Source organism: Pseudoduganella plicata (assembly GCF_004421005.1).
GTDB lineage: Bacteria > Pseudomonadota > Gammaproteobacteria > Burkholderiales > Burkholderiaceae_D > Rugamonas > Rugamonas plicata.
The window spans coordinates 2847138-2870843 of record NZ_CP038026.1 but is presented as its reverse complement, the minus strand read 5'-3'; the positions used below and the strand labels follow the sequence as shown (position 1 = coordinate 2870843).

Annotated in this window: 20 protein-coding genes and 2 pseudogenes; 16 read left to right on the top strand and 6 right to left on the bottom strand. The window is 62.6% G+C overall.

Annotated features, from left to right (window positions below):
* Positions 1 to 16: 16 nt before the first annotated feature.
* On the bottom strand, positions 17 to 2137 hold the full coding sequence (locus E1742_RS12470; protein ID WP_134385228.1) for an NHL repeat-containing protein: 2121 nt from the start codon (positions 2135 to 2137) through the stop codon (positions 17 to 19).
* A 167-nt stretch (positions 2138 to 2304) separates the two neighbouring features.
* Here E1742_RS12470 and E1742_RS12465 point away from each other — a divergent pair, with 167 nt between their 5' ends.
* The 14 genes and pseudogenes from E1742_RS12465 to E1742_RS12405 form a co-directional block, all read left to right on the top strand.
* Positions 2305 to 3363, top strand: a complete 1059-nt coding sequence (locus tag E1742_RS12465; protein WP_134385227.1) for a YjgN family protein — start codon at positions 2305 to 2307, stop codon at positions 3361 to 3363.
* Positions 3363 to 4394, top strand: a complete 1032-nt coding sequence (locus tag E1742_RS12460) for a M48 family metallopeptidase (protein ID WP_134385225.1) — start codon at positions 3363 to 3365, stop codon at positions 4392 to 4394. The genes E1742_RS12465 and E1742_RS12460 overlap by 1 nt, the downstream gene beginning before the upstream one ends.
* Before the next feature lie 259 nt (positions 4395 to 4653).
* Positions 4654 to 5640 (top strand): ABC transporter substrate-binding protein, encoded by a 987-nt coding sequence (locus E1742_RS12455; RefSeq protein ID WP_134385223.1) that lies wholly within the window; start codon positions 4654 to 4656, stop codon positions 5638 to 5640.
* A gap of 10 nt (positions 5641 to 5650) precedes the next feature.
* Positions 5651 to 6472 carry an ABC transporter permease gene (locus E1742_RS12450; RefSeq protein WP_134385221.1) on the top strand — a complete coding sequence of 274 codons (822 nt, stop codon included), beginning with the start codon at positions 5651 to 5653 and terminating at the stop codon, positions 6470 to 6472.
* Between the two features lies 1 nt (position 6473).
* Positions 6474 to 7271, top strand: a complete 798-nt coding sequence (locus E1742_RS12445) for an ABC transporter ATP-binding protein (RefSeq protein WP_134385219.1) — start codon at positions 6474 to 6476, stop codon at positions 7269 to 7271.
* Between the two features lie 109 nt (positions 7272 to 7380).
* The gene (locus E1742_RS12440; protein ID WP_134385217.1) at positions 7381 to 8184 is read left to right on the top strand and encodes a cytochrome C assembly family protein; all 804 of its coding nucleotides are present in this window, start codon (positions 7381 to 7383) and stop codon (positions 8182 to 8184) included.
* Entirely contained in the window at positions 8181 to 8435 is a 255-nt protein-coding gene (locus tag E1742_RS12435; protein ID WP_134385215.1) for a PP0621 family protein, read from the top strand. The genes E1742_RS12440 and E1742_RS12435 overlap by 4 nt, the downstream gene beginning before the upstream one ends.
* Positions 8436 to 8453: 18 nt before the next feature.
* Positions 8454 to 10124, top strand: coding sequence for a sensor histidine kinase (locus tag E1742_RS12430; protein ID WP_229466756.1), 1671 nt, complete (start codon positions 8454 to 8456; stop codon positions 10122 to 10124).
* A 45-nt stretch (positions 10125 to 10169) separates the two neighbouring features.
* Positions 10170 to 11585 (top strand): sigma-54-dependent transcriptional regulator, encoded by a 1416-nt coding sequence (locus E1742_RS12425; protein ID WP_134385213.1) that lies wholly within the window; start codon positions 10170 to 10172, stop codon positions 11583 to 11585.
* 440 nt (positions 11586 to 12025) lie between these two features.
* Entirely contained in the window at positions 12026 to 14965 is a 2940-nt protein-coding gene (locus E1742_RS12420; RefSeq protein WP_134385211.1) for a ribonucleoside-diphosphate reductase subunit alpha, read from the top strand.
* A 216-nt stretch (positions 14966 to 15181) separates the two neighbouring features.
* Positions 15182 to 16294, top strand: a complete 1113-nt coding sequence (locus E1742_RS12415; protein ID WP_134385209.1) for a ribonucleotide-diphosphate reductase subunit beta — start codon at positions 15182 to 15184, stop codon at positions 16292 to 16294.
* 205 nt (positions 16295 to 16499) lie between these two features.
* Positions 16500 to 16751 carry an AlbA family DNA-binding domain-containing protein gene (locus tag E1742_RS26405; protein ID WP_206076751.1) on the top strand — a complete coding sequence of 84 codons (252 nt, stop codon included), beginning with the start codon at positions 16500 to 16502 and terminating at the stop codon, positions 16749 to 16751.
* Between the two features lie 51 nt (positions 16752 to 16802).
* Positions 16803 to 17906 carry an ATP-binding protein gene (locus E1742_RS12410; RefSeq protein WP_206076750.1) on the top strand — a complete coding sequence of 368 codons (1104 nt, stop codon included), beginning with the start codon at positions 16803 to 16805 and terminating at the stop codon, positions 17904 to 17906.
* Between the two features lie 65 nt (positions 17907 to 17971).
* A pseudogene (locus tag E1742_RS12405) lies at positions 17972 to 18382 on the top strand (ribonucleotide reductase barrel domain-containing protein); the annotation flags it as partial.
* 36 nt (positions 18383 to 18418) lie between these two features.
* On the opposite strand, the gene E1742_RS12400 reads toward E1742_RS12405, so the two are convergent.
* From E1742_RS12400 to E1742_RS12380, 5 genes are all read right to left on the bottom strand, one after another.
* Positions 18419 to 19147 (bottom strand): immunity 52 family protein, encoded by a 729-nt coding sequence (locus E1742_RS12400; RefSeq protein WP_134385208.1) that lies wholly within the window; start codon positions 19145 to 19147, stop codon positions 18419 to 18421.
* Entirely contained in the window at positions 19144 to 19761 is a 618-nt protein-coding gene (locus E1742_RS12395) for a restriction endonuclease fold toxin 5 domain-containing protein (protein WP_134385206.1), read from the bottom strand. The genes E1742_RS12400 and E1742_RS12395 overlap by 4 nt, the downstream gene beginning before the upstream one ends.
* Complete coding sequence (locus E1742_RS12390; RefSeq protein WP_229466754.1) at positions 19762 to 20004, bottom strand: hypothetical protein; 243 nt, start codon at positions 20002 to 20004, stop codon at positions 19762 to 19764. It abuts the gene before it with no gap.
* 100 nt (positions 20005 to 20104) lie between these two features.
* Positions 20105 to 20605 (bottom strand): DUF4123 domain-containing protein, encoded by a 501-nt coding sequence (locus E1742_RS12385; protein WP_189569368.1) that lies wholly within the window; start codon positions 20603 to 20605, stop codon positions 20105 to 20107.
* Positions 20606 to 20608: 3 nt separating this feature from the next.
* Complete coding sequence (locus E1742_RS12380; protein WP_307721926.1) at positions 20609 to 21001, bottom strand: PAAR domain-containing protein; 393 nt, start codon at positions 20999 to 21001, stop codon at positions 20609 to 20611.
* Between the two features lie 127 nt (positions 21002 to 21128).
* Here E1742_RS12380 and E1742_RS12375 point away from each other — a divergent pair.
* Positions 21129 to 22155, top strand: a pseudogene (locus tag E1742_RS12375) (ribonucleotide reductase barrel domain-containing protein); the annotation flags it as partial.
* 216 nt (positions 22156 to 22371) lie between these two features.
* A complete protein-coding gene (locus E1742_RS12370) occupies positions 22372 to 23484 on the top strand; it encodes a ribonucleotide-diphosphate reductase subunit beta (RefSeq protein ID WP_134385200.1) in 1113 nt (370 codons plus the stop codon).
* Positions 23485 to 23706: the final 222 nt, after the last annotated feature.

The window sequence follows — 23706 nt, the reverse complement described above, 5'->3', positions numbered from 1 at the left end:
ATCCCGTCATTTTACATTAGTGGGGCAGGACCAGTTTCACGATGGCGCTGTTGGAAATAAGGGCGAACGTGTGCAGGCCGGTCGGCGTCAGCAGGCCTGGCAGCGAGGCCTGGCCACCGGTTGCGCCGAGCGCGCCTGGCAGCGCGCCCAGCAGGGTGCCCAGCAGGGTGCCCTCCTTGCCTTTCTGGCCCGCGACGACAGTGCGGCTGCCGTCCGCTTCGATGCGTCCGACTGTCTCGCCATCGTAATCGTATCGTTTGCCGTCCGGCGCAACGCCCACGTCGGCCGGCAGTGCGGCCACCGTGGTGACGGTGCCGTCCTGGGCGACCTTGCGGATCGTATTGTCGACGTCATAAACGTACAGCGTGCCGTCCGCCGCGATGCCGGCAAACGTCGGCCGGGCAAAGCGTGCCTGGGTACCCTTGCCGTCGATGGGGCGGGTATCGTTCGCCTCCGTCTGGCCGGCGATCAGCGTCATCGTGCCGCCCGGCGCGATCTTGTACACTGCGCCACCGGACCTGTCCAGCCGGCCCAGCCAGCGTGCCTGTTCCAGCACGTACACGTTGCCAGCGGTGTCGGCCAGCAGGCCACGCGGACGGCCGAAGTCGTCCTTCGTCAGCAGCGTCGTGACCTGGCCGGCCGCGTCGATCTGGCGCAGGTACAGGCCGTGATCCGTGGGGCTGCCGGGAACGTCGCCATAGCCGGTCGGGTGATCGGCCACATAGATCTTGCCGCGCTGATCCGATGCGACGAACTTCGGGTCGACGAAGCGCGCCTCGGTGCCGAGGCCGTCCGTGTCGCGCAAGCTGTCGTCTTCCAACCCTGCCAGCGGTTCCAGTAGCGCGGCTTGCAACGTGTGCAGTTCGCCGCCATTAGCTACCACCAATGTACTGCCCGGCCCTGCGCGCAGGGTGACGAAATCGGTCTTTCGCAAGCCGCCCGATTCGGCCGGCAAGACGCGCAAACCGCCACTGAGCGGCGTCAACGCGCCACCGGTTGTCATGCCGTAGACGGTGTAGCGGGAGTTCGTATGCACAAGCAGGCCCAGCGTGCCGTCGGCGCGTGCTGTGATGCTGCGCAGCGTTGCGTCGGCGGGCAGGTCAACGTCGGTCAGTGCCAGCGTCGTGACGCGGCCGGCGGCCGTTACGTGCCGCACGGATTGCCCGTCGATGACATAGAAGTCCCCATTTGGCAGCCGGACCATGTCCGTCGGGCTGTTGAAGCGCGCCGCCGCGCCCTGGCCGTCGGACAGTGTGCCACCGCCAGTGCCACCCGCAAGCAAAGTCACGGTGCCGGTGCTGCTCACCCGATAAATGCCGCTGTATGCCGCCGACGAGGCCAGTACGAACAGGTCGTTACCGGCGCTGCTTGCCAGTCTGCGCGTGCCTTCCAGCTCTGGTGTCGGGGAGCCGATGGTCGTTATGGTGCCGTCCAGGGCGAGCCTGCGCAGCACGGCGCCGGTGCTCAAACGCTGTACCGCCCGGATGGAGCCGTCGGTCGCCGGCGCAATACCCAGGAACTGGCCGAAGCCGTCCGTGCTGACCGCCAGGTTGACCACTGTACTTGTGCTGCCCCCGGCGCTGACGTGCCGAAGCGCCAACGCGCGGTTGTCGATCACCAGCCAGGAGCCGTTGGCGGCCGCCTCAATGCCACTGATGCTATCGAAACGGGCCGTGGCTCCGTTGCCGTCGACCACCGTGTGGCTGCCCAGCGCGCCGGCGATCAGGCTCAGGCCCGCGCCGCCCGGCGCCGGGTTGATGACGAGTTGCACGGTCTTGCCGACGCCCGCCGCGGTGGCCGTGACGTTGACGGCCGTGGGCACGGCGATGCCCGAGGCGGGCGCCGTGTAGGTGACGCTGGCGCCCGTCGTGGCCGACAGCTTGCCCGGCGCGCCGGCCGCCAGTTGCCATGAGACGGCGCTGTTGTCGGAAACGGCGGCGGTCAGTGTCGTGGCGCCGCCCGCCAACAGCTGGCCGGCGCTTGCGGTGGCGTCCAGCGTCACGGCCGGCGCGGTTGGCGCTGTCGGCGTTGCCGGGGGATCGTTCTCGGAGCCGCCGCCGCACGCGACCAGCAGCAGTGGCAGCACCATGGCGATGGCGGTTCGACGGAACGACCGGATTGCGAAACGGGAGGACATGGTTGGTTTTGCGAATGGTCAAAACGGAGCATTTTAGGGCCAAAACGCTGCGCGAAACTCACCAATTGTCACATTCGTGCACAGGTTCGGCAAACATTTGAGATTTCTCATTGACAACTATTCTGCGAGACTGCAAGGTGCTCGCTTGTCTAGTCTGGGGAGAGAAAATGTCCGCTGTTTTTGAACAGGCCGTACCTGCGGCCGCTACCGAGGAGCGTCTTGCGTTCTCGGCCACCGGAAGCGAGTACTTCCGCATCTGGATCGTCAACCTGCTGCTGTCGATCGTAACTCTTGGTATCTACTCGGCTTGGGCGAAAGTGCGGCGGAACCAGTATTTTTACGCCAACACCAAACTGGCAGGCAGCACCTTCGAGTACCACGGCAATCCGATGGCGATCCTGAAGGGCCGCATCGCCGCGCTCGTTCTGCTGGGCGGATATAACGTCGCGCTGCGCTATTCGCTGCCGCTCGGCCTCGTCATGATGGTGGTCGTCGCCGCCGTGATGCCGTGGCTGGTCTGGAAAAGCCTGCAGTTCTCGCTGCATAACAGCAGCTATCGCGGCATCCGCTTCGGCTTCCGCGGCAGCCTGGGAAGCACTTATCTGCACTACCTTGTGCTGCCGGTCTTTTCCGTCATCACGCTCGGCTTCGGTACGCCATTCGTGCACCAGCGCCTGAAGCGGTACCAGCACACGGAAAGCCGCTACGGCGGCACGCACTTCTCGTTCGACGCGACGGTCGGTGAGTTCTACAAGACGTATGCCGTGTTTCTGGGATTGATGATCGGCGGCGGCTTCGCGCTGGGCGTCGCCGGTGCCGTAATGGGCGGCGTCGCCGGCCTCCTGGGCGGTGCCTCCGGCGCATCGGGCGCGGTCATCCTGCTGGTTGTTGTCGGCTATGCCTTCATGCTGTGCGTGAGCTGGGCGCTGATGGCGGTGCTGCAGAACCTGATCTGGAACCACACGCAACTGGGCGCGCACCGCTTCAAGTCGACGATGACGTGGTCGCGCCTGGCCGGCCTGTACCTCACGAACACGCTGGGCATTGTCTTCACGCTGGGCCTGTTCATTCCGTTTGCCCACGTGCGCGCACTGCGCTATCGCCTGGAATCGACCGCTGTGCTGGTCAACGGCAGCCTGGATGATGTTGTCGCCAACAAGGGCGACGCCGTCGGCGCCTTTGGCGAAGGTGCTGCCGACCTGGCGGGCTTCGACCTGTCGCTGTGATGGATGGCGGCGCAACGCTCGACGAGGCGGCCGGCACGGCCGTCGCCGGCCGTTACTACGACGGCGTCACGTCGCGCGCGCACCGGGTCGTGCTGCGCGTGCGCGACGGCCATGCCTGCCTGGAAGGGGAGGCCGAGCGGTGTACGCCGCTCAACGACATTCGCGTGTCGGAACGCAGCACGCATGCGCCGCGCAAACTGACGTTCGCCGACGAAGCCGTGTTCGAGCCCGACGAACGGGGTGCGATGGAGGCGCTGCTGCATGCCACGGGCCATCGCGACAGCACGGTGGTCTGGATGCAGCAAAGCTGGCGTGCCGTGCTGGCCTCGTTCGCCATGCTGGTGATCGTGCTGGTGGTCGGGTATCTGTTCGTGGTGCCGGCAGGGGCGAAGCTTGTTGCGCGCATGCTGCCGGCGTCCGTCGAGCGGCAGCTGGGGGAGGGCGTGCTGAAGATGCTGGACCGCCGGGTATTCAGTCCCACCCGGCTGGCCGCCAGCCGCCAGGAGGAACTGGCGCAGGCGTTCGCCCAGCTGGCGCCGCCAGAGGATGGCGCACCGCCGTACCGGCTCGTGTTCCGCCGCAGCCGCATCGGCCCGAATGCGTTCGCGCTGCCGTCCGGCGACATCGTGCTGACCGACGAGCTGGTGAACCTGCTGGAGGACGACAAGGCCGTGCTGGCCACGCTGGCGCACGAACTGGGGCACCTGCACGAAAGGCACATGACGCGCCGGCTGATCCAGGGTTCGGCGGTGGCCGCCGTCATTACCGTTGTCGTGGGCGATGCCGGCTCGCTGGTGGCCGGCCTGCCGACGATGGCGCTGGACATGCGCTACTCGCGCGACGCCGAACAGGAAGCGGACGATTACGCGGCGGCCATGCTGCATCGGAACGGCATTCCGCTGGCACACCTGGAGCGTCTGTTCGCAACGCTGGAGGGCCTGGAGAAGGAGCACGGCGCCATGCCGCCTTATCTGGCCAGCCATCCGCCCTCCGCGGAGCGCCTGGCGCGGCTGCGCGAGCGGTTGCGTTGACCCGGCATGCCGTGCGCCCACCACGCGCGGCGGCCCACTCTTTGCCATTTCTCATTGACAACTTTCCGTCGGGAATGCATTGTGCTCCCTAGTCTCGTTCGGGGCCGGGGCGCGACATGCTGCGCGCAGCCGCCCCGCAACAGGCATTGCGAGGCCGTAAAACTGCCGGGCAATCCGAGGTATGATTTCCCGGGCACCAAACATGAGGCCGGCAGGCGGTAACGCCGGCGCGATCACGAGTTATCTGAGGAGAGACCGGATGAGACTGAAATCGACGACGCTGGCGGCAACGCTCGCACTGGCCACGCTGGCGCTGCACGTGCCGATGCACGCACAGGCGCAGGAAGTGGTGAGGCTGGGTAACCTGAAGTTTGCCCACTACGGCGCCGTTTCCTATATCAAGGAGATCGCGCCAAAGTGCGGCATCAAGGTGGAAGAGCATATCTTTGCCAAGGGCCTGGACGTCATGCAGGCCATCATCGCCGGCGAGCTCGATGTGGGTACCACCGCGTCGGAGGCCGCCATTTCCGGCCGCGCCGGCGGGGCGCCGATCTATGCGGTGGCTGGTTTCGCCAAGGGCGGCGCGCGGCTGGTGGGCCGCAGCGACCTGAAACTGAAGTCGATCGCGGACCTGAAGGGCAAGCGCGTGGGCGTCACGCGCGGCGGCATCCAGGAAGTTCTGCTGCTGGCGGAACTGCAGCAGGCTGGCCTGACCGCTTCCGACCAGCCGGGCAAGGACGTGCGCCTCGTGCTCCTGGCCTACGCGGACCTGAACCAGGCACTGCTCGGCAAGAATATCGACGCCATGATGCAATCCGAACCCCAGTCTTCGCAGGCCATCAACAAGGGCTTCGGCATTGAGATCATGAAGCCTTACAACACGCCCATCGGCGAGCCGGTGCGCACGATGGTCATGACGGAAAAGTTCTATAAAGAGCGCCGTCCTGTCGCCGAGAAGTTCATGCGCTGCTTCGTGGAAGCGACGAAGACGTTCATCGACAACAAGGCCACGGCCGAAAAATACGTGCGCGAGGTGATCTTCAAGGGCCAGATCACGAAGGACGACTTCGAGGATGCCATCGGCAATTCGCCGTACAGCTACGACATCACGCCGGAACATATCCAGACAACGACCGACATCATGGTCAAGACGGGCGTGGGCCGCATGAGCCGTCCGCCCGTGGCAAAGGACTGGGTCAAGACCGATCTGCTCGAACAGGCCAAGAAAAGCCTGGGCGTGAAGTAAGGGGGCCGGCATGGCAAGGATCGATTGGCGGGAAGTCGGTGTCGGCCTGGTGGTCCCGGCGCTGGTGATTGCGTTATGGCACACGGCCGCGCAACTGCAGTGGGTCAACCCGCAGGTGCTGCCGTCGCCAGCGGCGGTGGTGGCGAAATGGATCGAGTACCTGCTGCCGTTGCAGGCCTACGACCCGGCCGCCGGGTCGAAGCTGGCGTGGGCGTTTTCCGGTGAGCTGATCCACGATTCGCTGGGGAGCCTGTACCGCGTGTTTGTCGGCTTTGTGGTCGGCGCCGGGCTCGCCCTGCCCATCGGACTTGCCATGGGCGCGAGCCGTCACGTCTATGCGTGGCTCAACCCTCTGGTGCAGCTGCTGCGGCCCATCCCGCCGATCGCCTACATTCCGCTGTCGATCCTGTGGTTCGGGCTGGGCAATCCGCCGGCGATCTTCCTGATCGCGCTGGGCGCGTTCTTTCCCGTGCTGATGAATACCGTGGCCGGCGTGCGCCACGTGGACGGCATCTACCTGCGCGCGGCCCGCAACCTGGGCGCTTCCGGCACGACGATGTTCGTGCGCGTGATCCTGCCGGCTGCCGTGCCGTATATCCTGTCGGGCGTGCGGATCGGCATCGGCACGGCGTTCATCGTCGTCATCGTCGCCGAGATGATCGCCGTCCAGAATGGCCTGGGCTTCCGCATCACGGAAGCACGCGAGTACTTCTGGTCCGACAAGATCATCGCCGGCATGCTGACCATCGGCGTGATCGGCCTGGCCATCGATATCGGCGTCAACAAACTGAACAACCACCTGCTGCGCTGGCATCGCGGCCTGGAGAACTGACATGAGCGCACCGCACATCGTCGTCAAGCACGTCAACAAGATCTTTTCCACGCCGGGGCGCGACGTCATCGCGCTCAAGGACATCAACCTGGAAATCCCGCGCGGCCAGTTCGTCTGCCTGCTGGGCCCCTCCGGCTGCGGCAAGTCGACCTTGCTGAACGCGGTGGCCGGCTTCGCGCCGCCGTCGTCCGGCACCATCACGGCGGACGGCCAGGTCGTCACGGGCCCGGGGCCGGAGCGGGGCATGGTGTTCCAGGAATATGCGCTGTTCCCGTGGATGACGGTCGAGGACAACGTCGCCTTCGGGCTGGAGATCAAGGGCCAGCCGAAAGCGCAGATCCGCGCCACCGTCGACAAGCTCCTGAAGATGCTGTCGCTGGCGGACTTCCGCGCACGCTATCCGAAGGACCTGTCGGGCGGGATGCGCCAGCGCGTGGCGATTGCCCGCGTGCTGGCGCTCGATTCGCCCATCATGCTGATGGACGAGCCGTTCGGCGCCCTCGATGCGCTGACCCGCCGCAACCTGCAGGACGAACTGCTGCGCATCTGGTCCGAGCTGAAAAAGACCATCATTTTCGTCACGCACAGCATCGAGGAGGCGATCTACCTGGCCGACCGCATTGTCGTCATGACGTACCGGCCCGGCACGATCAAGCGCGACCTGCTGGTGGACCTGCCGCGCCTGCGCGATCCCGCATCGGCCGAATTCAACGCCTTGAAGCGCGAGCTGGGGCAGCTGGTGATGGAGGAGCAGCAGCGCCATCACAACGACGAATTGCGCCTCGCCGCGGTCGACTAAATCCGAGCCTGTCACCGGTTTCTCAGAAAAACCGGTGACAGGCTCCGGTTTTTTCGCCGTGACCCGGCGCCGGCCCCCGACATGTGCAGCGCTATAGTAAACTGCGCCGATGCAGACAAATTTTCTCATCGCAGCCGCATTGCTGTACCTCGTGTGCGCCTTGCTGCCTGCCGCGAAATCCCGCCTGATTGCCGGCATCACGCCCGTGGCGTGGCTGGCGCATGGCGCGGCGCTGTGGTTCGACGTCATGGTGCCCGGGTCGTTACGGCTCGGGTTTGCCGCCATGCTGTCGTCGGCTCTGTGGATTTCCGTGGGTGCCTACTGGATCGAAAACCGTAACTTCCCGCTCGACGGCCTGCGCCGCATGGTGATGCCGTGCGCCGCCATTGCCGTCGTCCTGCAGGGGATATTCCCCGGCGCGTTGATTCCGCTGGAAGGCCGCTCGCCGCTGTTCGGCTGGCACATCGCCATCGCCACGCTGGCCTACAGCACGCTGACGATCGCCGCCTTCCACGCCGTGCTGATGGCATTGCAAGAGTCGCGGCTGCATGCGCGCACGGCTCGCGCGGGCCTCTTGTGGGCCGCGCTGGACCAGCTGCCCGCCCTGCTGACAATGGAAAAGCTGCTGTTCCGCCTGATCGGCTTCGGTTTCACCCTGCTGACCCTGACGGTATTGTCCGGTATTTTCTTCTCCGAGGAGCTGTTCGGCCAGGCGCTGAAGTGGGACCACAAATCCGTCTTCACGCTGTTGTCATGGCTGCTGTTTGCCGCGCTGCTGGCCGGCCGCCACTTCCGCGGCTGGCGCGGCAAGACGGCGCTCAGTTTCACCCTGGCCGGTTTCGCCACGCTGCTGCTGGCGTATGTTGGTACCCGCTTCGTGCTGGAAGTGGTTTTGCATCGAGGTTACGCATGACACGTATTCTGTTCTGGGTGGCGCTGGCGTTCCTGGTCGTCGCCGCCGTTCGCGCCAAGCTGCGCGCCAATATCCGCCGCCAGCAGGAGGAAATCGCGGCCCAGGCGCGCCGCCAGGCTGCGCGCCCGCCGGCGGTGACGGCCGAGCCGATGTTGTGCTGCGCCCACTGCGGCATGTATTACCCGGCATCGGAAAACGTGCCCGCCGGCGGGCGCGATTACTGCAGCGCGGCGCACACGCCCGCGCCATAGCGAGCGGGCGCGCGGCACGTGTCCATCGCACCGCTCGCCCTCTCGGCCCAGTCGCGCGACACCTTCTGGCGTTCGCTGCAGACCCTGAACGGCACCCGCGTCGTCATCGCCCTCGTCCTGCTGGTCTACCTCAGCGTCGATACTCGCGGGCTGCACAACTCGGGCGACCTGCTGTACGCCCGCGTCTGCGGCGGCTACCTGGCGCTGTCCGTGCTGTTTGCCGTGGTGGCCGCGCGCTGGCGCCGCCGCTTCCTGTTCCAGCTGCTGTCGCAGGTCGCCTGCGACCTGGCCGTCATCTCGCTGCTGTATGTGGGCGGCGGCGGCGTGCGCGGCGGCCTGGCGATCCTCTACCTGTTTCCGCTGGCCGGCTGCGCCATCCTGGCACCCCTCGTGCTGGCGCTGTTCTGCGCGGCCCTCGTCACCTTGTTCGTGCTGGGCGACAGCGTCTGGCGCCTGCTCAATGCCGAGGGCGACGCGGCCGTGCTGCAGGCCGGCATGCTGGGCGCCGCCTTCTTCGCCGTCGTGCTGCTGGTGAACCGCATGGCGGCACGCCTGATCCTGCAGGAAGAACTCGCCGTGCAGCGCGGCCTGGAGATCGGCGTGCAGCAGGCCGTCAACCGGCTCGTCATGTCCCATGCGGGCGATGGCGTCGTGGTGGTCGGTCCCGATGGCGAGATCCACGCCGGCAATCCCGCCGCGCAGCAGATGCTGGGCGTGGCGGGAGCGCTGGGCCTGCGGCTGGGCGCGTTGCCCTCGCTGCACGCGATCGCGCAGGCCTATGACGACTGGCGCGCCGATCCGGCCCGCGCCACGGCGTTCGTCACCATCAAGCCGTACACCGATCCGGCCTTGCAGGACATGACGGCCGCCTGGAACGGCCGGCGCGACCTGGCCGCCCACCTGAAACTGCGCTTTGCCGCCGCGGAGACGACCGCGCCCGGCCTGGAGCGCAACGTCATCTTCCTGGAGGACGTCACGGCCATCGAGAATCAGGCGCAGCAGCTCAAGCTGGCGTCGATGGGGCGGCTCACCGCCAGCATCGCGCACGAGGTGAGAAATCCCCTGTCGGCCATCGGCCATGCCACGTCGCTGCTGGCCGAGGACCTGTCGGCGCCCGTGCACGTGCGCCTGCTGAGAATCGTCGGCGACAACGTGGCGCGGGTAAACCGCATGGTCGAGGACATCCTGCAACTGTCGCGCAAGGCGCACAGCCACGGCGAGCCGCTGGCCCTGGGGGCGCTGGTGGCGGATTTGAAGGACGAATTCGACGAGCTGCATGGCCTGGACCGTGCCGTCCTCGATATCGCCGGCGTGGCCGACATCACCGTCCGCTTCGACCCGGTACACCTGCGCGGCGTGCTGCTCAACCTACTGGGCAACGCGGTGCGCTATGCCAGCCGCAAGCCGTCCAGCATCCGCCTGTTTGTCGTCGCGGCGCCCGGCTGGCCGCCCGAGCTGCACGTGCAGGACGACGGCGCGGGCATTGCGCCGCAAGTGCGTGCTCACCTCTTCGAGCCGTTTTATACGACGTCCTCCAGGGGCACCGGTCTGGGCCTGTATCTGGCACGTGAGTTATGCTTGAATAACGACGCGATGCTCGATTACGAATACCGCTTCGACGTGGCGGGCGGCGCCAGCCCTGCGTCCAGCGGCCGGTTCGTCATCACGTTTGCCCGCGCTGGCACCTAGCCGTTCCACGCATCGCCTCTATATATAGACAGCAAAGGTCCGCCGATGAGTGCTCCGAAAGTTCTGGTGGTCGACGACGAAGACGATCTGCGCGAGCTGCTGGAGATCACGCTGCTGAAGATGGGACTCGACGTGGACAGCGCGGCCGACCTGCGCACGGCGCGGGCCTGCCTGGGCGGCGGCGCCGAATATGGCCTCGTACTGACGGACATGCGCCTGCCCGACGGGCTCGGGCTGGAGCTGGTGCGGGAAATCGCCGCCAGCGGCAGGAACACGCCGATCGCCGTCGTCACCGCGTTCGGCAGTGCGGACAATGCCGTGGTCGCGCTGAAGGCAGGCGCGTTCGACTATGTCAGCAAACCGGTGCAGCTGGACCAGCTGCGCCAGCTCGTGCTGTCGGCGCTGCAGCTGAACGGCCCGACGCCGGTACCGCGCGGCGACGCCGTGGACAGCCGCCTGAAGGGACAGTCGGCGGCCATGCAGGCGCTGCGAGCGCAGATTGCCCGGCTGGCCCGCTCGATGGCGCCGATCGCGATCACGGGCGAATCGGGCAGTGGCAAGGAACTGGCCGCACGCGAAATCCATGCGCAAGGCTCGCGCGCCGACAGGCCGTTCATTGCCGTCAACTGCGGGGCCATTCCCGAAGCGCTGATGGAGGCCGAGTTCTTTGGCTACCGCAAGGGCGCCTTCACGGGCGCCGCGGATGAGCGCGACGGCTTCTTCCAGGCAGCGCACGGCGGCACGCTGATGCTGGACGAAGTGGCGGACCTGCCGCTGGCCATGCAGGTCAAACTGCTGCGCGCCATCCAGGAGCGGCGGGTGCGCAAGATCGGCGCCACGGCCGAGGAGCCCGTCGACGTGCGCATCGTCAGCGCCACGCACCAGGATCTGGCCCGCTGCGTGGAGCAGGGCAGGTTCCGGCAGGACCTGTTTTACCGCCTGAACGTGATCGAACTGGCACTGCCACCGCTGCGCGAGCGGCTGGACGATCTGCCGGTGCTGACGGAAGCGATCCTGGCGCGCCTGTCCGGTACCGGGCCCCGGGCCACGCTGGGGCCGGGCGTGCTGGACGCGCTGCGCGGCTACAGCTTTCCCGGCAATGTGCGCGAACTGGAAAACGTGCTGGAACGGGCGCTGGCGTTTGCCAACGACGGCGTGATCCACGTCGAGGACCTGGCGCTGAAGGGGGCGAAGGTGGCCGAGGCCCCCGTCCGCGCCGATCCCGTGGTTGCCTCGCCGCCTGCGCCTGCTGCCGAACCGCTGCCGGCGGATCTGCCGCCGCTGCCCGACCTGACGGTGCTGCCGGCCAACCTGCCGGAATACCTGGAGCGCGTGGAGCGAGAAATCATCGTGCGGGCGCTGGCGCAGACGCAATACAACCGCACCCAGGCCGCCCAGCTGCTGGGGATCAGTTTTCGGCAGTTGCGTTACCAGATGCAGAAACTCAATATCAAGGAATGAATCCGGCAGGCCTGCGAATGCCCTGCGCAGGCGGGGCAGGCCCCATCACGGCCGCGGCTGCCATCGTCTATAATGCCGGTCCGCGCCGCACAGCGTGGTAGTGTCCGGCCTATAAGTTTGTCATAAGTTCAACGTCCCGGTCTGCGTCTGCCTGCCGTTTCAGCAGCCGTACCCAACCGTTAAAATCGATGTTAGCGCTTGCTTACACGATAACGCCCGTCGTTTGAGGCACATCAAAAAGTCAATCGAAACTTGGACGTTCTGGCAAATTATTTTGCGGCTGTAGCGCTTGTAGAAGGCCGGCGCTCTCACTACAATTAGTGCAACAACTTGCACTACTCACTAAATCTAGTGATCAAAGTTTCTACAAATCAAGGGACCGCAGCGATTTCATCCGCGCGGTCCAACCCTTTTCTGCACGTCGTTTTCGGGGAGCCACAATGCAATCTAACCAAGACATCACCACCAATCCGGCATCGCAAGTGCCGGCGTCCGCAGCGTCCGTGTCAGGTGGCATGGCAACGTCGGGCGCGCTGGGCGACTACCGCATCATCCGTCGCAACGGCGCCGTCGTCGCCTTCGAACCCACCAAGATCGCTGTCGCGATGACGAAGGCCTTCCTCGCCGTGCAAGGCGGGCATGGCGCCGAGTCCGCGCGCATCCGCGAACTGGTCGAAGAGCTGAAGAACAACGTGGTGAATGCCCTGGTGCGCCGCCAGCCATCCGGCGGCACGTTCCACATCGAAGACGTACAGGATCAGGTCGAGCTGGCGCTGATGCGCTCCGGCGAACACGACGTGGCCCGCGCCTACGTGCTGTACCGCGCCAAGCAGATGGAAGAGCGCCGCGCCAAGAAGGCCGCCGCCGGCACGCCTGACGTGGCCGAACCGGAACTGCACGTGCTTGAGAACGGCCAGCGCCGTCCGCTCGTGATGCAGGAAGTGCGCGACCTGATCGCCGCCGCCTGCTCCGGCCTGGAAAAGCACGTTGATGCCGATGCCATCCTGGCCGAAACGGTCAAGAACCTGTACGACGGCGTGCCCGTCGAAGAGCTGCACAAGTCCGCCATCCTGGCCGCCCGCGCGCTGATGGAAAAGGACCCGGCCTACTCGCAGGTTACCGCCCGCATCCTGCTGCACACGATCCGCAAGGAAGTCTTCGGCAAGGAAACCCCGCAGGCGCAGGCCGCCGCGGCGTATGTCGACTACTTCCCGCAATACATCGCCAAGGGCATCCAGGCCGAGCTGCTGGACACCAAGCTGGCCGAGTTCGACCTGGCCAAGCTGGCCAAAGCGATCGTCGCCGACCGCGACCTGCAGTTCGGCTACATCGGCCTGCAGACCCTGTACGACCGCTACTTCCTGCACGTGCGCGACGTGCGCATCGAAATGCCGCAGGCGTTCTACATGCGTGTGGCGATGGGCCTGGCGCTGAACGAAGCGAACCGCGAAGCGCGCGCCATCGAGTTCTACAACCTGCTGTCGAGCTTTGACTTCATGTCGTCGACGCCGACCCTGTTCAACTCGGGCACCCTGCGCTCGCAGCTGTCGTCGTGCTACCTCACCACGGTGTCGGACGACCTGGAAGGCATCTACGACGCCATCAAGGAAAACGCGCTGCTGGCCAAGTTCGCCGGCGGTCTGGGCAACGACTGGACGCCGGTGCGCGCGCTGGGCGCCCACATCAAGGGCACCAACGGCAAATCGCAGGGCGTCGTGCCGTTCCTGAAAGTGGTCAACGACACGGCCGTGGCCGTGAACCAGGGCGGCAAGCGCAAGGGCGCCGTCTGCGCCTACCTGGAAACGTGGCACATGGACATCGAGGAGTTCCTCGACCTGCGCAAGAACACGGGCGACGACCGCCGCCGCACGCACGACATGAACACGGCCAACTGGATTCCCGACCTGTTCATGAAGCGCGTGATGGAAAAGGGCACCTGGACGCTGTTCTCGCCGTCCGAAACGCCGGACCTGCACGATAAAGTGGGCAAGGCCTTCGAGGCAGCCTACGCAGGCTACGAAGCGGCAGCCGCCCGTGGCGAAATCCGCGTCTTCAAGAAGATCGAGGCGCTGGACCTGTGGCGCAAGATGCTGTCGATGCTGTTCGAGACGGGCCACCCATGGATCACGTTCAAGGATCCCTGCAATATCCGCTCGCCGCAGCAGCACGTGGGCGTCGTGCACAGCTCGAACCTGTGCACCGAGATCACGCTGAACACGGGCCCGGACGAAATCGCCGTCTGCAACCTGGGTTCCGTCAACCTGCCGGCCCATATGAAAGAGGGCAAGCTCGATCACGTCAAGCTGCAGAAGACGATCCGCACGGCCATGCGCATGCTGGACAACGTCATCGACATCAACTACTACGCCGTCGAGAAGGCCCGCAACGCCAACATGCGCCACCGTCCGGTCGGCATGGGGATCATGGGCTTCCAGGACTGCCTGCACATGATGCGCGTGCCGTACCAGTCGCAAGCCGCCGTGGACTTCGCCGATACGTCGATGGAAGCGGTCTGCTACTACGCTTACTATGCGTCGACGGAGCTGGCCGAAGAGCGCGGCCATTACGCGTCGTACAAGGGTTCCCTGTGGGACCGCGGCATCCTGCCGCAGGACTCCGTGAAACTGCTGGCGGAAGAGCGCGGCGGCTACCTGGAGCAGGACATGTCGTCGTCGATGGACTGGACGCCGCTGCGCGAGCGCATCAAGCAGTTCGGCATGCGCAACTCGAACTGCGTGGCGATCGCCCCGACCGCGACGATCTCGAACATCATCGGCGTCTCGGCCTGCATCGAGCCGACGTTCCAGAACCTGTACGTGAAGTCGAACCTGTCGGGCGAATTCACCGAGATCAACTCGTACCTGGTGCGCGACCTGAAGGCACGCGACCTGTGGGATGAAGTCATGATCGCCGACCTGAAGTACTTCGACGGCTCGCTGACCAAGATCGACCGCGTGCCGCAAGACCTGCGCGACATCTACGCGACGGCCTTCGAAGTCTCGCCGACGTGGCTGGTGGAAGCTGCATCGCGTCGCCAGAAATGGATCGACCAGGCCCAGTCGCTGAACATCTACATGGCCGGCGCGTCGGGCAAGAAGCTGGACGAGACGTACAAGCTGGCCTGGCTGCGCGGCCTGAAGACGACGTACTACCTGCGCACGATCGCCGCGTCGCACATGGAGAAGTCGACGTCGAAGACGGGCGCGCTGAACGCCGTCTCGGCCCACGGCCCGGCCACGGGCGGTGTCGCCGCCGCAGGCAGCGCACCGGCCGTGCCGACCCACGAAGCGCCGACCACGGTGCAGCAGGTGGAAGAGGGCGCCGCATGCTACCTGCGTCCGGGCGACGCCGGTTTCGAGGAATGCGAAGCCTGCCAATGAGTTGCCAATAAGCTGAGGCAACAGGATGGGCCGCCGGCCCGTCCTGCCGGCCCATGCTGTCAGCTCTTGATTGGCGCCCGTCGAGTCGCCAACTGATACAAGTCGCCATCCCGCCCGGGGTGGCGCCATGACCAACCATCGAACTCCAAGAACGCCACGACCGGTGACCCCGGCAACAGCTATTGAGGATTCAAATACAGAACTGAAGGAATAACAATGCTCTCCTGGGATGATGAAGCGGCCGCCGCGCCAAGCCAACCACCACTGCCAGCCGGCGCCGCCGGCGAGGAATCCACTGCCGAGCAGGTCGCGCTGCGCGTCAACGCGGACGACAAGCGCATCATCAACGGCAAGACGGACGTCAACCAGCTGGTGCCGTTCAAGTACAAGTGGGCGTGGGACAAATACCTGGCCGGCTGCGCCAACCACTGGATGCCGCAGGAAGTGAACATGCAGCGCGATATCGAGCTGTGGAAGAACCCGAACGGCCTGACGGAAGACGAGCGCCGCCTCGTCAAGCGCAACCTGGGGTTCTTCGTGACGGCCGACTCGCTGGCCGCCAACAACATCGTGCTGGGCACCTACCGCCACATCACGGCGCCGGAATGCCGCCAGTACCTGCTGCGCCAGGCGTTCGAGGAAGCGATCCACACGCACGCCTACCAGTACATCGTCGAGTCGCTCGGCCTGGATGAGCAGGAGATCTTCAACGCCTACAACGAAGTCAAGTCGATCCGCGACAAGGACCAGTTCCTGATCCCGTTCATCGACACCCTGACCGACCCGGCCTTCACGACCGGCACGATCGAAAACGACCAGAAACTGCTGAAGTCCCTGATCGTCTTCGCCTGCCTGATGGAAGGCCTGTTCTTCTACGTCGGCTTCACGCAGATCCTGGCGCTGGGCCGCCAGAACAAGATGATGGGCGCCGCCGAGCAGTACCAGTACATCCTGCGCGACGAATCGATGCACTGCAATTTCGGCATTGACCTGATCAACACGATCAAGCTGGAAAACCCGCAGCTGTGGACCGCCGCATTCCGCGAAGAGATCAAGACGCTGTTCCTCAAAGCCGTCGAGCTGGAATACGCCTACGCGGAAGACACGATGCCACGCGGCGTGCTGGGCCTGAACGCCACCATGTTCAAGGGCTACCTGCGCTTCATCGCCAACCGCCGCGCCGTGCAGATCGGCCTGGAGCCGCTGTTCGACCAGGACGAAAACCCGTTCCCATGGATGAGCGAGATGATTGACCTGAAGAAGGAGCGCAACTTCTTCGAGACGCGCGTGACCGAGTATCAGACTGGTGGGGCGTTGAACTGGGATTGACCTGAAGAGTACACAGGGATCTTCAATTGGTATTAGCGAAACCAAATTTGAGGAGTGAGTCTTCGCTCAGCTCTTTTTTGATAGATCTAGCTGGCGTTTATAGGTGCGTCGGGAGCAGCATTTTTGATGCTAGGTAGCAAAATGTGCAGCCGAAATCCAAAGGCGAAGTATTTCTTTGAGATAACAACAGTCATTCGAGGGGCGTATGTATCCTGTTTATGAGATTGGCGATGATCAGGCGGCGACGATCCTCGCGAAAAAAGAGAGTTATTGGAACGATTTTAAGGCGAAGGAAATAAAGCCTGCCAAGTTGTCTGAAACAGTATCAGCGTTTGCTAACGCCGCCGGGGGTGATATTTATGTTGGCATTAGTGAGGACAAACAAAGTCAGAGTATGACTTGGGTTGGATTTGATGATGTCGAAGAGGCGAACGCTGTTGCCCACGTCCTTTTTTAAGCACATCCATTTGGAAATCATTTAAAATTTGAATTTCTGTCAAGCAGGAATTTGCCTGGATTAGTACTCCACATTACCGTAAAGAAGGTTAAGGACATAGTAAAGTCTTCTGGTGGGGATGTTTTTGTCCGAGTCAATGCGGGAAAGCAAAAAATTGATACGGAGGAAAAACTTTCTCGCCTTAAGCTGGATAAGGGAATTATTACTTTTGAAAATGAATGGATTGAAATGCCGCTCAGGCGGGTCGAGAATAGTAATTCAATCATCAATTTTTTAATAAATGTTATTCCTTCTGCTGAGCCTTTGACCTACTTGGAAAATCAAGACCTTGTCAAAGATAATCATGTGCGAGTAACGGGAGTTTTGTTATTCTGTGATGAGCCGGCAGTATTTCTGGCAAAACGCAGTAGTATTAAAGTTACACGGTATCAAACCAAAGACGATATCGGGAGGGAGTACCTTAAGGACATTCCCTTGACTATCGAGGGTGATGTATATAACTTGATATATAACGCGGTGGCAGAGACGAAGAAGATCATCGAAGGGGTGAAGAAGCTTGGCGAACAAGGGCTCGAATCGGTCGAGTATCCAGAAGAAGTGCTTCACGAGGTGATCGCAAATGCTGTGCTGCATCGGGACTACAGTATCGCGACGGATGTTCAAATCCGCATTTTTGACAATCGTGTAGAGGTCGAAAGTCCAGGGAAATTGCCGGGTCACGTTACACCCCGGAACATATTGAAAGCTCAGAGTGCAAGGAATCCGGCACTCGTCCGCTTGATTAACAAATTTCCGAACCCTCCTAACAAGGACGTTGGGGAGGGGCTCGATACTGCGTTTGCGGCAATGGAGGCGTTGCGTCTAAAGCCCCCAATAATTACAGAAACTGAAGAATCGGTAATTGTAGTGATCAAACATGAATCTCTTGGCTCTCCAGAGGAGCTAGTTATGAAATACATGGAAATGCATGATGAGATCACAAATACAGTTGCGCGTGACGTTACTGGTATCAAAAGTGAGAATACTATGAAAAACGTCTTCTTGAGGCTAAAAGCTAGGAATATGCTCGAGCCCATACCGGAGCGGAAAGGGGCCGCAGCCGCGTGGCGGAAACCAACTCCGCAGCCGGAGAATAAAAAAGATCCAGAAAACTAATCATCAGTACTGCGAAGAATGGCGTCCGTTTTTGACGACTGAGTCTGTATGGAGCAGTCACCGAAAGTAGCATGAGCCACCGCCCGGTGGGCATGGACAAGGGGTATATGAATGGGCTTCCAGGACTGCCTGCACATGATGCGCGTGCCGAACCAGTCGCAAGCCGCCGTGGAGTGAGCCGGCACGTCGATGGAAGCGGTCTGCTACTACGCCTACTGCGCCTCGACGGAGCTGGCCGCAGAGCACCGCCATTACTAGTCGTACAAGGGTTCTATGTGGGACCGCGGCATCCTGCCGCAGGATTCCGTGAAACTGCTGGCGGAAGAGCGCGGCGGCTACCTGGAGCAGGACATGTCGTCGCCGATGGAATGGGCACCGCTGCGCGAGCGCATCAAGCAGTTCGGCATGCGCAGCTCGAACTGCGTGGTGATCGCCCGACCGAGACGATATCGAACCTTACCGGCGTTCCGGCCTGCAACAAGCTAACGGCCTTTTGGGGCTAAGGGCTTCCGCTAGAGATCGGCGAAGCGCGATAATAGGTCTTGATCAGCCAATCGAATTTCGATGTCATTCGCCACTTTGATATGGTCAGCATTGTCTAACGAGAATGGCGCATCCGTCACACTGACAATAATTGTGCCGATCTGTTCGCTATTCTTGTTCATCACTGGAACCAAGGCCCGAGCCTCTGGCACCTGTTGTACCGTGAGCTTTTTCGGCAAATAAAGCATCCAACCCACACCTGGCCTGTCAGAGAACACAGCTCTTTCTGAATACCAGAACGGCCCGAACGAAGCAAACTGAGCAGGCCAGATCGACACTGCGGCCTGTATCCACTGCACCGGCGTCTTCCAATCCAGTACTTCGGGCCGCAATGTTAGTCCGAACTTGACAGCATCAGGCCGGCCGAAAACATTGCAGCGGGAAGAAAGAACAGCACCTTCCTCTTGGTTTTCGGCACCGTTCCAGACAGAGACTGAGCGAATGTCTTTCACGCCTTTGGTTCTCGTACGAAGGACCGCAAGCGCGGCGTCGGTCGGGCCGCGCTCGTCGAACGCTCGATACAAGAGCGCCTCTTTCATGCCTTTGTCGGAAGTCAGATACCATTCACGCAATAGGGGAGAGTACGGGCCAACAGCTTGCGAAAACTGGAACAGTTCGCCCAACTGTACTTCAATGGTCGGCAATTCGCTGGCTTGGCGGCGGAATTGGAGTTCGAGTGCGGGAATGGATGGAGTCATGGTTCGAGTACTACCTCTACGTCGGGATAAGCTGCTCTGATGATACGAGAAAAGTGCCGGTAACTGAGTGGTTCCATGAAATGCCAACGCAAGCGCGTCGGTGGCCGGGGCTCGGCAGCTGCACCTTGACGCATGGCCTCATTGATCAGCGCGGCTTCGCCGTCGCCCCAAAACAGGTGCGGCCGGCCCCACATGTCGAAAAACTGGTCGTACCGTGATTTTGCTTCCTTGAGCAGGCACTGGCTCGAGTCGAATCCATCGAACGCAACGCCGTTGTAAACCCATTCGGCGATCGCTCCGTTCGTCATCGGCATGCCGCCGATCCGCGCTTGGTACGCGATGGCCAGTTCGGACCAGCCGTTGGTTTTACGCATTTGGACGACCCCGCGATCCGGCGGACATTCCTTGCACTTCTCTTCCTTGGCTTTTGCCTGCGTTTCCGTGCGTGCGATAGGCGTACTTCTGGCTCTCTCAGCCTCCGCCTGCCGCCTGCGAGCTTCCTTTGCCGCTTCCGCAGCCGCGCCGGCTGCTGCTCCAGCGGCGGCCGCCGCGGCAGCCCGTTCAGCCGCTTTTTGTGCCGCCGCGCGCAACAAGGTTCCTGCAAGTGACGCCATTTATCTTCCCTCTTCCAGGCGGTTAAGTTCAACCGAAAGAACCGCGAGCAAGTCGTCAAAACGTTGCTCCGGCGTCGAACCAGGCTTGCGCAGCTGTGCGATGACAGCTGGTTCGTCCAGAACGCCTGGTGCGTCTGCCGCAAAATACATCAGGTGAACGATATGGGGTGTCGAGGTGAATCCAGCGCGTTCGGCAAACTCGTACGCCGCCTGCATGATGGCGAGAGTTTGTTCGCGCGTCATCCCGGGCGCGAACGTCTTGTGCGTGCTTATATACTGTTCGCACACCGAATCGACAAAGCTAGCTGTGTCGCGTCTCTTCAGGAAAGACCATTGTTCTTCACTAAGCGTTATCACGGTGCCTCCCGATCCATACTCGACGCCCCTTATGAAGCAGGTGCCATTCGTGCACGTGTCCAAAGAAGGCATGTCTTTGTTCCGACGTCAGCACCTCGGCCAGGGAGTACAGCACGCGTGGGTCCCAAAAGCGGACAAGCGCCGAGCGCCCGTCCGGCAGCTTCATATCGAGATTGAGCTGTAGAAGTTGCGCCAACCCGACCAGATCCTGCGATGCGAAGATCCAGCTTACCGCGGCGGCCTCGCGTTCCAGTGCTGCGAGATCCGCGGTGTACGTCTGTCCTGCAATGTCGGCATCGATTAACCAGGGGCCGGCAGGAGCCAGCGGTGCATCTGCGGTCCCGTGAAACAGCGAATAGCGGCCAGCGCCATCATCGATGCGCACCCCTCGATGAACCTGATGCTGTACGCCGTCGACGAGGGCGTACAGGCGTGCCGAGGACACGTCCTGCTGCAACTGCGCCAGCCGCTCCACCACATCGATCATGAGCTATTCCCGTATCACCGTCGCACTGCCGGCCGCCGATGCTTTCAGCAGGCAGTCCAGGCAAACCCCCGAGGAGGTGGGTGAAGCAATTGATGCCGCATCAGCGAGCGGCACCTCGCCATCGCCGGATGTCGCGCCTGAAGAAGACTTGTTGTCCCAAAACGTGGTCACCTGGCTGGAGATCAGTTTTGCGCCGCATTCGGTTTCGTCCATGTGACGTGCGTACCCGTTGCCTTCGCCGTCCATCACATCGCCCGCGCCTGATTTGATCGGGAACACCCCCTTGCATTTCGGGCAGACCGTCATGTCCCCGATGCGGGCGACACACTTGCCATTGATGTCGAAAGTCATGTCAGCGGAAATGACTGTGCCGCCATGGCTCGTGCGATCCCCCATTACTATTAGAGGTAGACCCATTCGCTTCTCCGGTGTCTCGTGTCCCTAGGGCTTGTCATATTACCAAACAAATAGGGCATCGAACCAGTGGCCGCATCAGCGGATACGCCAAGGCGAACGAACCCGCTACGCCGTCGAGAAGGCCCGCAACGCCAACATGCGCCACCGTCCGGTCGGCATGGGAATGGGATAAATGAGTGGGCTTCCAGGACTGCCTGCACATGATGCGCGTGCCGTACCAGTCGCAAGCCGCCGTGGACTTCGCCGACACGTCGATGGAAGCAGTCTGCTACTACGCCTACTACGCATCGACGGAACTGGCCGAAGAGCGCGGCCATTACGAGTCGTACAAGGGTTCGCTGTGGGACCGCGGCATCCTGCCGCAGGACTCCGTGAAACTGCTGGCGGAAGAGCGCGGCGGCTACCTGGAGCAGGACATGTCGTCGTCGATGGACTGGACGCCGCTGCGCGAGCGCATCAAGCAGTTCGGCATGCGCAACTCGAACTGCGTGGCGATCGCCCCGACCGCGACGATCTCGAACATCATCGGCGTCTCGGCCTGCATCGAGCCGACGTTCCAGAACCTGTACGTGAAGTCGAACCTGTCGGGCGAATTCACCGAGATCAACTCGTACCTGGTGCGCGACCTGAAGGCCCGCGACCTGTGGGACGAAGTCATGATCGCCGACCTGAAATACTTCGACGGCTCGCTGACCAAGATCGACCGCGTGCCGCAGGACCTGCGCGACATCTACGCCACGGCGTTCGAAGTCTCGCCAACCTGGCTGGTGGAAGCGGCATCGCGTCGCCAGAAGTGGATCGACCAGGCCCAGTCGCTGAACATCTACATGGCCGGCGCCTCGGGCAAGAAGCTGGACGAGACGTACAAGCTGGCCTGGCTGCGCGGCCTGAAGACGACGTACTACCTGCGCACGATCGCCGCGTCGCACATGGAGAAGTCGACGTCGAAGACGGGCGCGCTGAACGCCGTCTCGGCCCACGGCCCGGCCACGGGCGGCGTCGCCGCCGCAGGCAGCGCACCGGCCGTGCCGACCCACGAAGCGCCGACCACGGTGCAGCAGGTGGAAGAGGGCGCCGCATGCTACCTGCGTCCTGGCGACGCCGGTTTCGAGGAATGCGAAGCCTGCCAATGAGTTGCCAATAAGCTGAGGCAACAGGATGGGCCGCCGGCCCGTCCTGCCGGCCCATGCTGTCAGCTCTTGATTGGCGCCCGTCGAGTCGCCAACTGATACAAGTCGCCATCCCGCCCGGGGTGGCGCCATGACCAACCATCGAACTCCAAGAACGCCACGACCGGTGACCCCGGCAACAGCTATTGAGGATTCAAATACAGAACTGAAGGAATAACAATGCTCTCCTGGGATGATGAAGCGGCCGCCGCGCCAAGCCAACCACCACTGCCAGCCGGCGCCGCCGGCGAGGAATCCACTGCCGAGCAGGTCGCGCTGCGCGTCAACGCGGACGACAAGCGCATCATCAACGGCAAGACGGACGTCAACCAGCTGGTGCCGTTCAAGTACAAGTGGGCGTGGGACAAATACCTGGCCGGCTGCGCCAACCACTGGATGCCGCAGGAAGTGAACATGCAGCGCGATATCGAGCTGTGGAAGAACCCGAACGGCCTGTCCGAAGACGAGCGCCGCCTGGTCAAGCGCAACCTGGGCTTTTTCGTGACGGCCGACTCGCTGGCCGCGAACAACATCGTGCTGGGCACCTACCGCCACATCACGGCGCCGGAATGCCGCCAGTACCTGCTGCGCCAGGCGTTCGAGGAAGCGATCCACACGCACGCCTACCAGTACATCGTCGAGTCGCTCGGCCTGGATGAGCAGGAAATCTTCAACGCCTACAACGAAGTCAAGTCGATCCGCGACAAGGACCAGTTCCTGATCCCGTTCATCGACACCCTGACCGACCCGGCCTTCACGACCGGCACGATCGAAAACGACCAGAAACTGCTGAAGTCCCTGATCGTCTTCGCCTGCCTGATGGAAGGCCTGTTCTTCTACGTCGGCTTCACGCAGATCCTGGCGCTGGGCCGCCAGAACAAGATGATGGGCGCCGCCGAGCAGTACCAGTACATCCTGCGCGACGAATCGATGCACTGCAATTTCGGCATTGACCTGATCAACACGATCAAGCTGGAAAACCCGCAGCTGTGGACCGCCGCATTCCGCGAAGAGATCAAGACGCTGTTCCTCAAAGCCGTCGAGCTGGAATACGCCTACGCGGAAGACACGATGCCACGCGGCGTGCTGGGCCTGAACGCCACCATGTTCAAGGGCTACCTGCGCTTCATCGCCAACCGCCGCGCCGTGCAGATCGGCCTGGAGCCGCTGTTCGACCAGGACGAAAACCCGTTCCCATGGATGAGCGAGATGATCGACCTGAAGAAGGAGCGCAACTTCTTCGAGACGCGCGTGACCGAGTATCAGACTGGTGGGGCGTTGAACTGGGATTGATTGTCTGCCGCGACATCCGCCGCAGCTGAGTAAGGCAAAATGCCGGCTTCCATCAGGAACGCCGGCTTTTTTTATCGCGACTTGGCCTCAGCATAGTTTGCAGATATTTGCAAATCTGAACTGTTGTAAAAATTCAAATATTTTGACGTCGTGACATTTGGCGAGAATGTTGTTGCTGCATACCTTTCAGAATACTCCCCTCTTCTAAAAAGCTAACTTCCG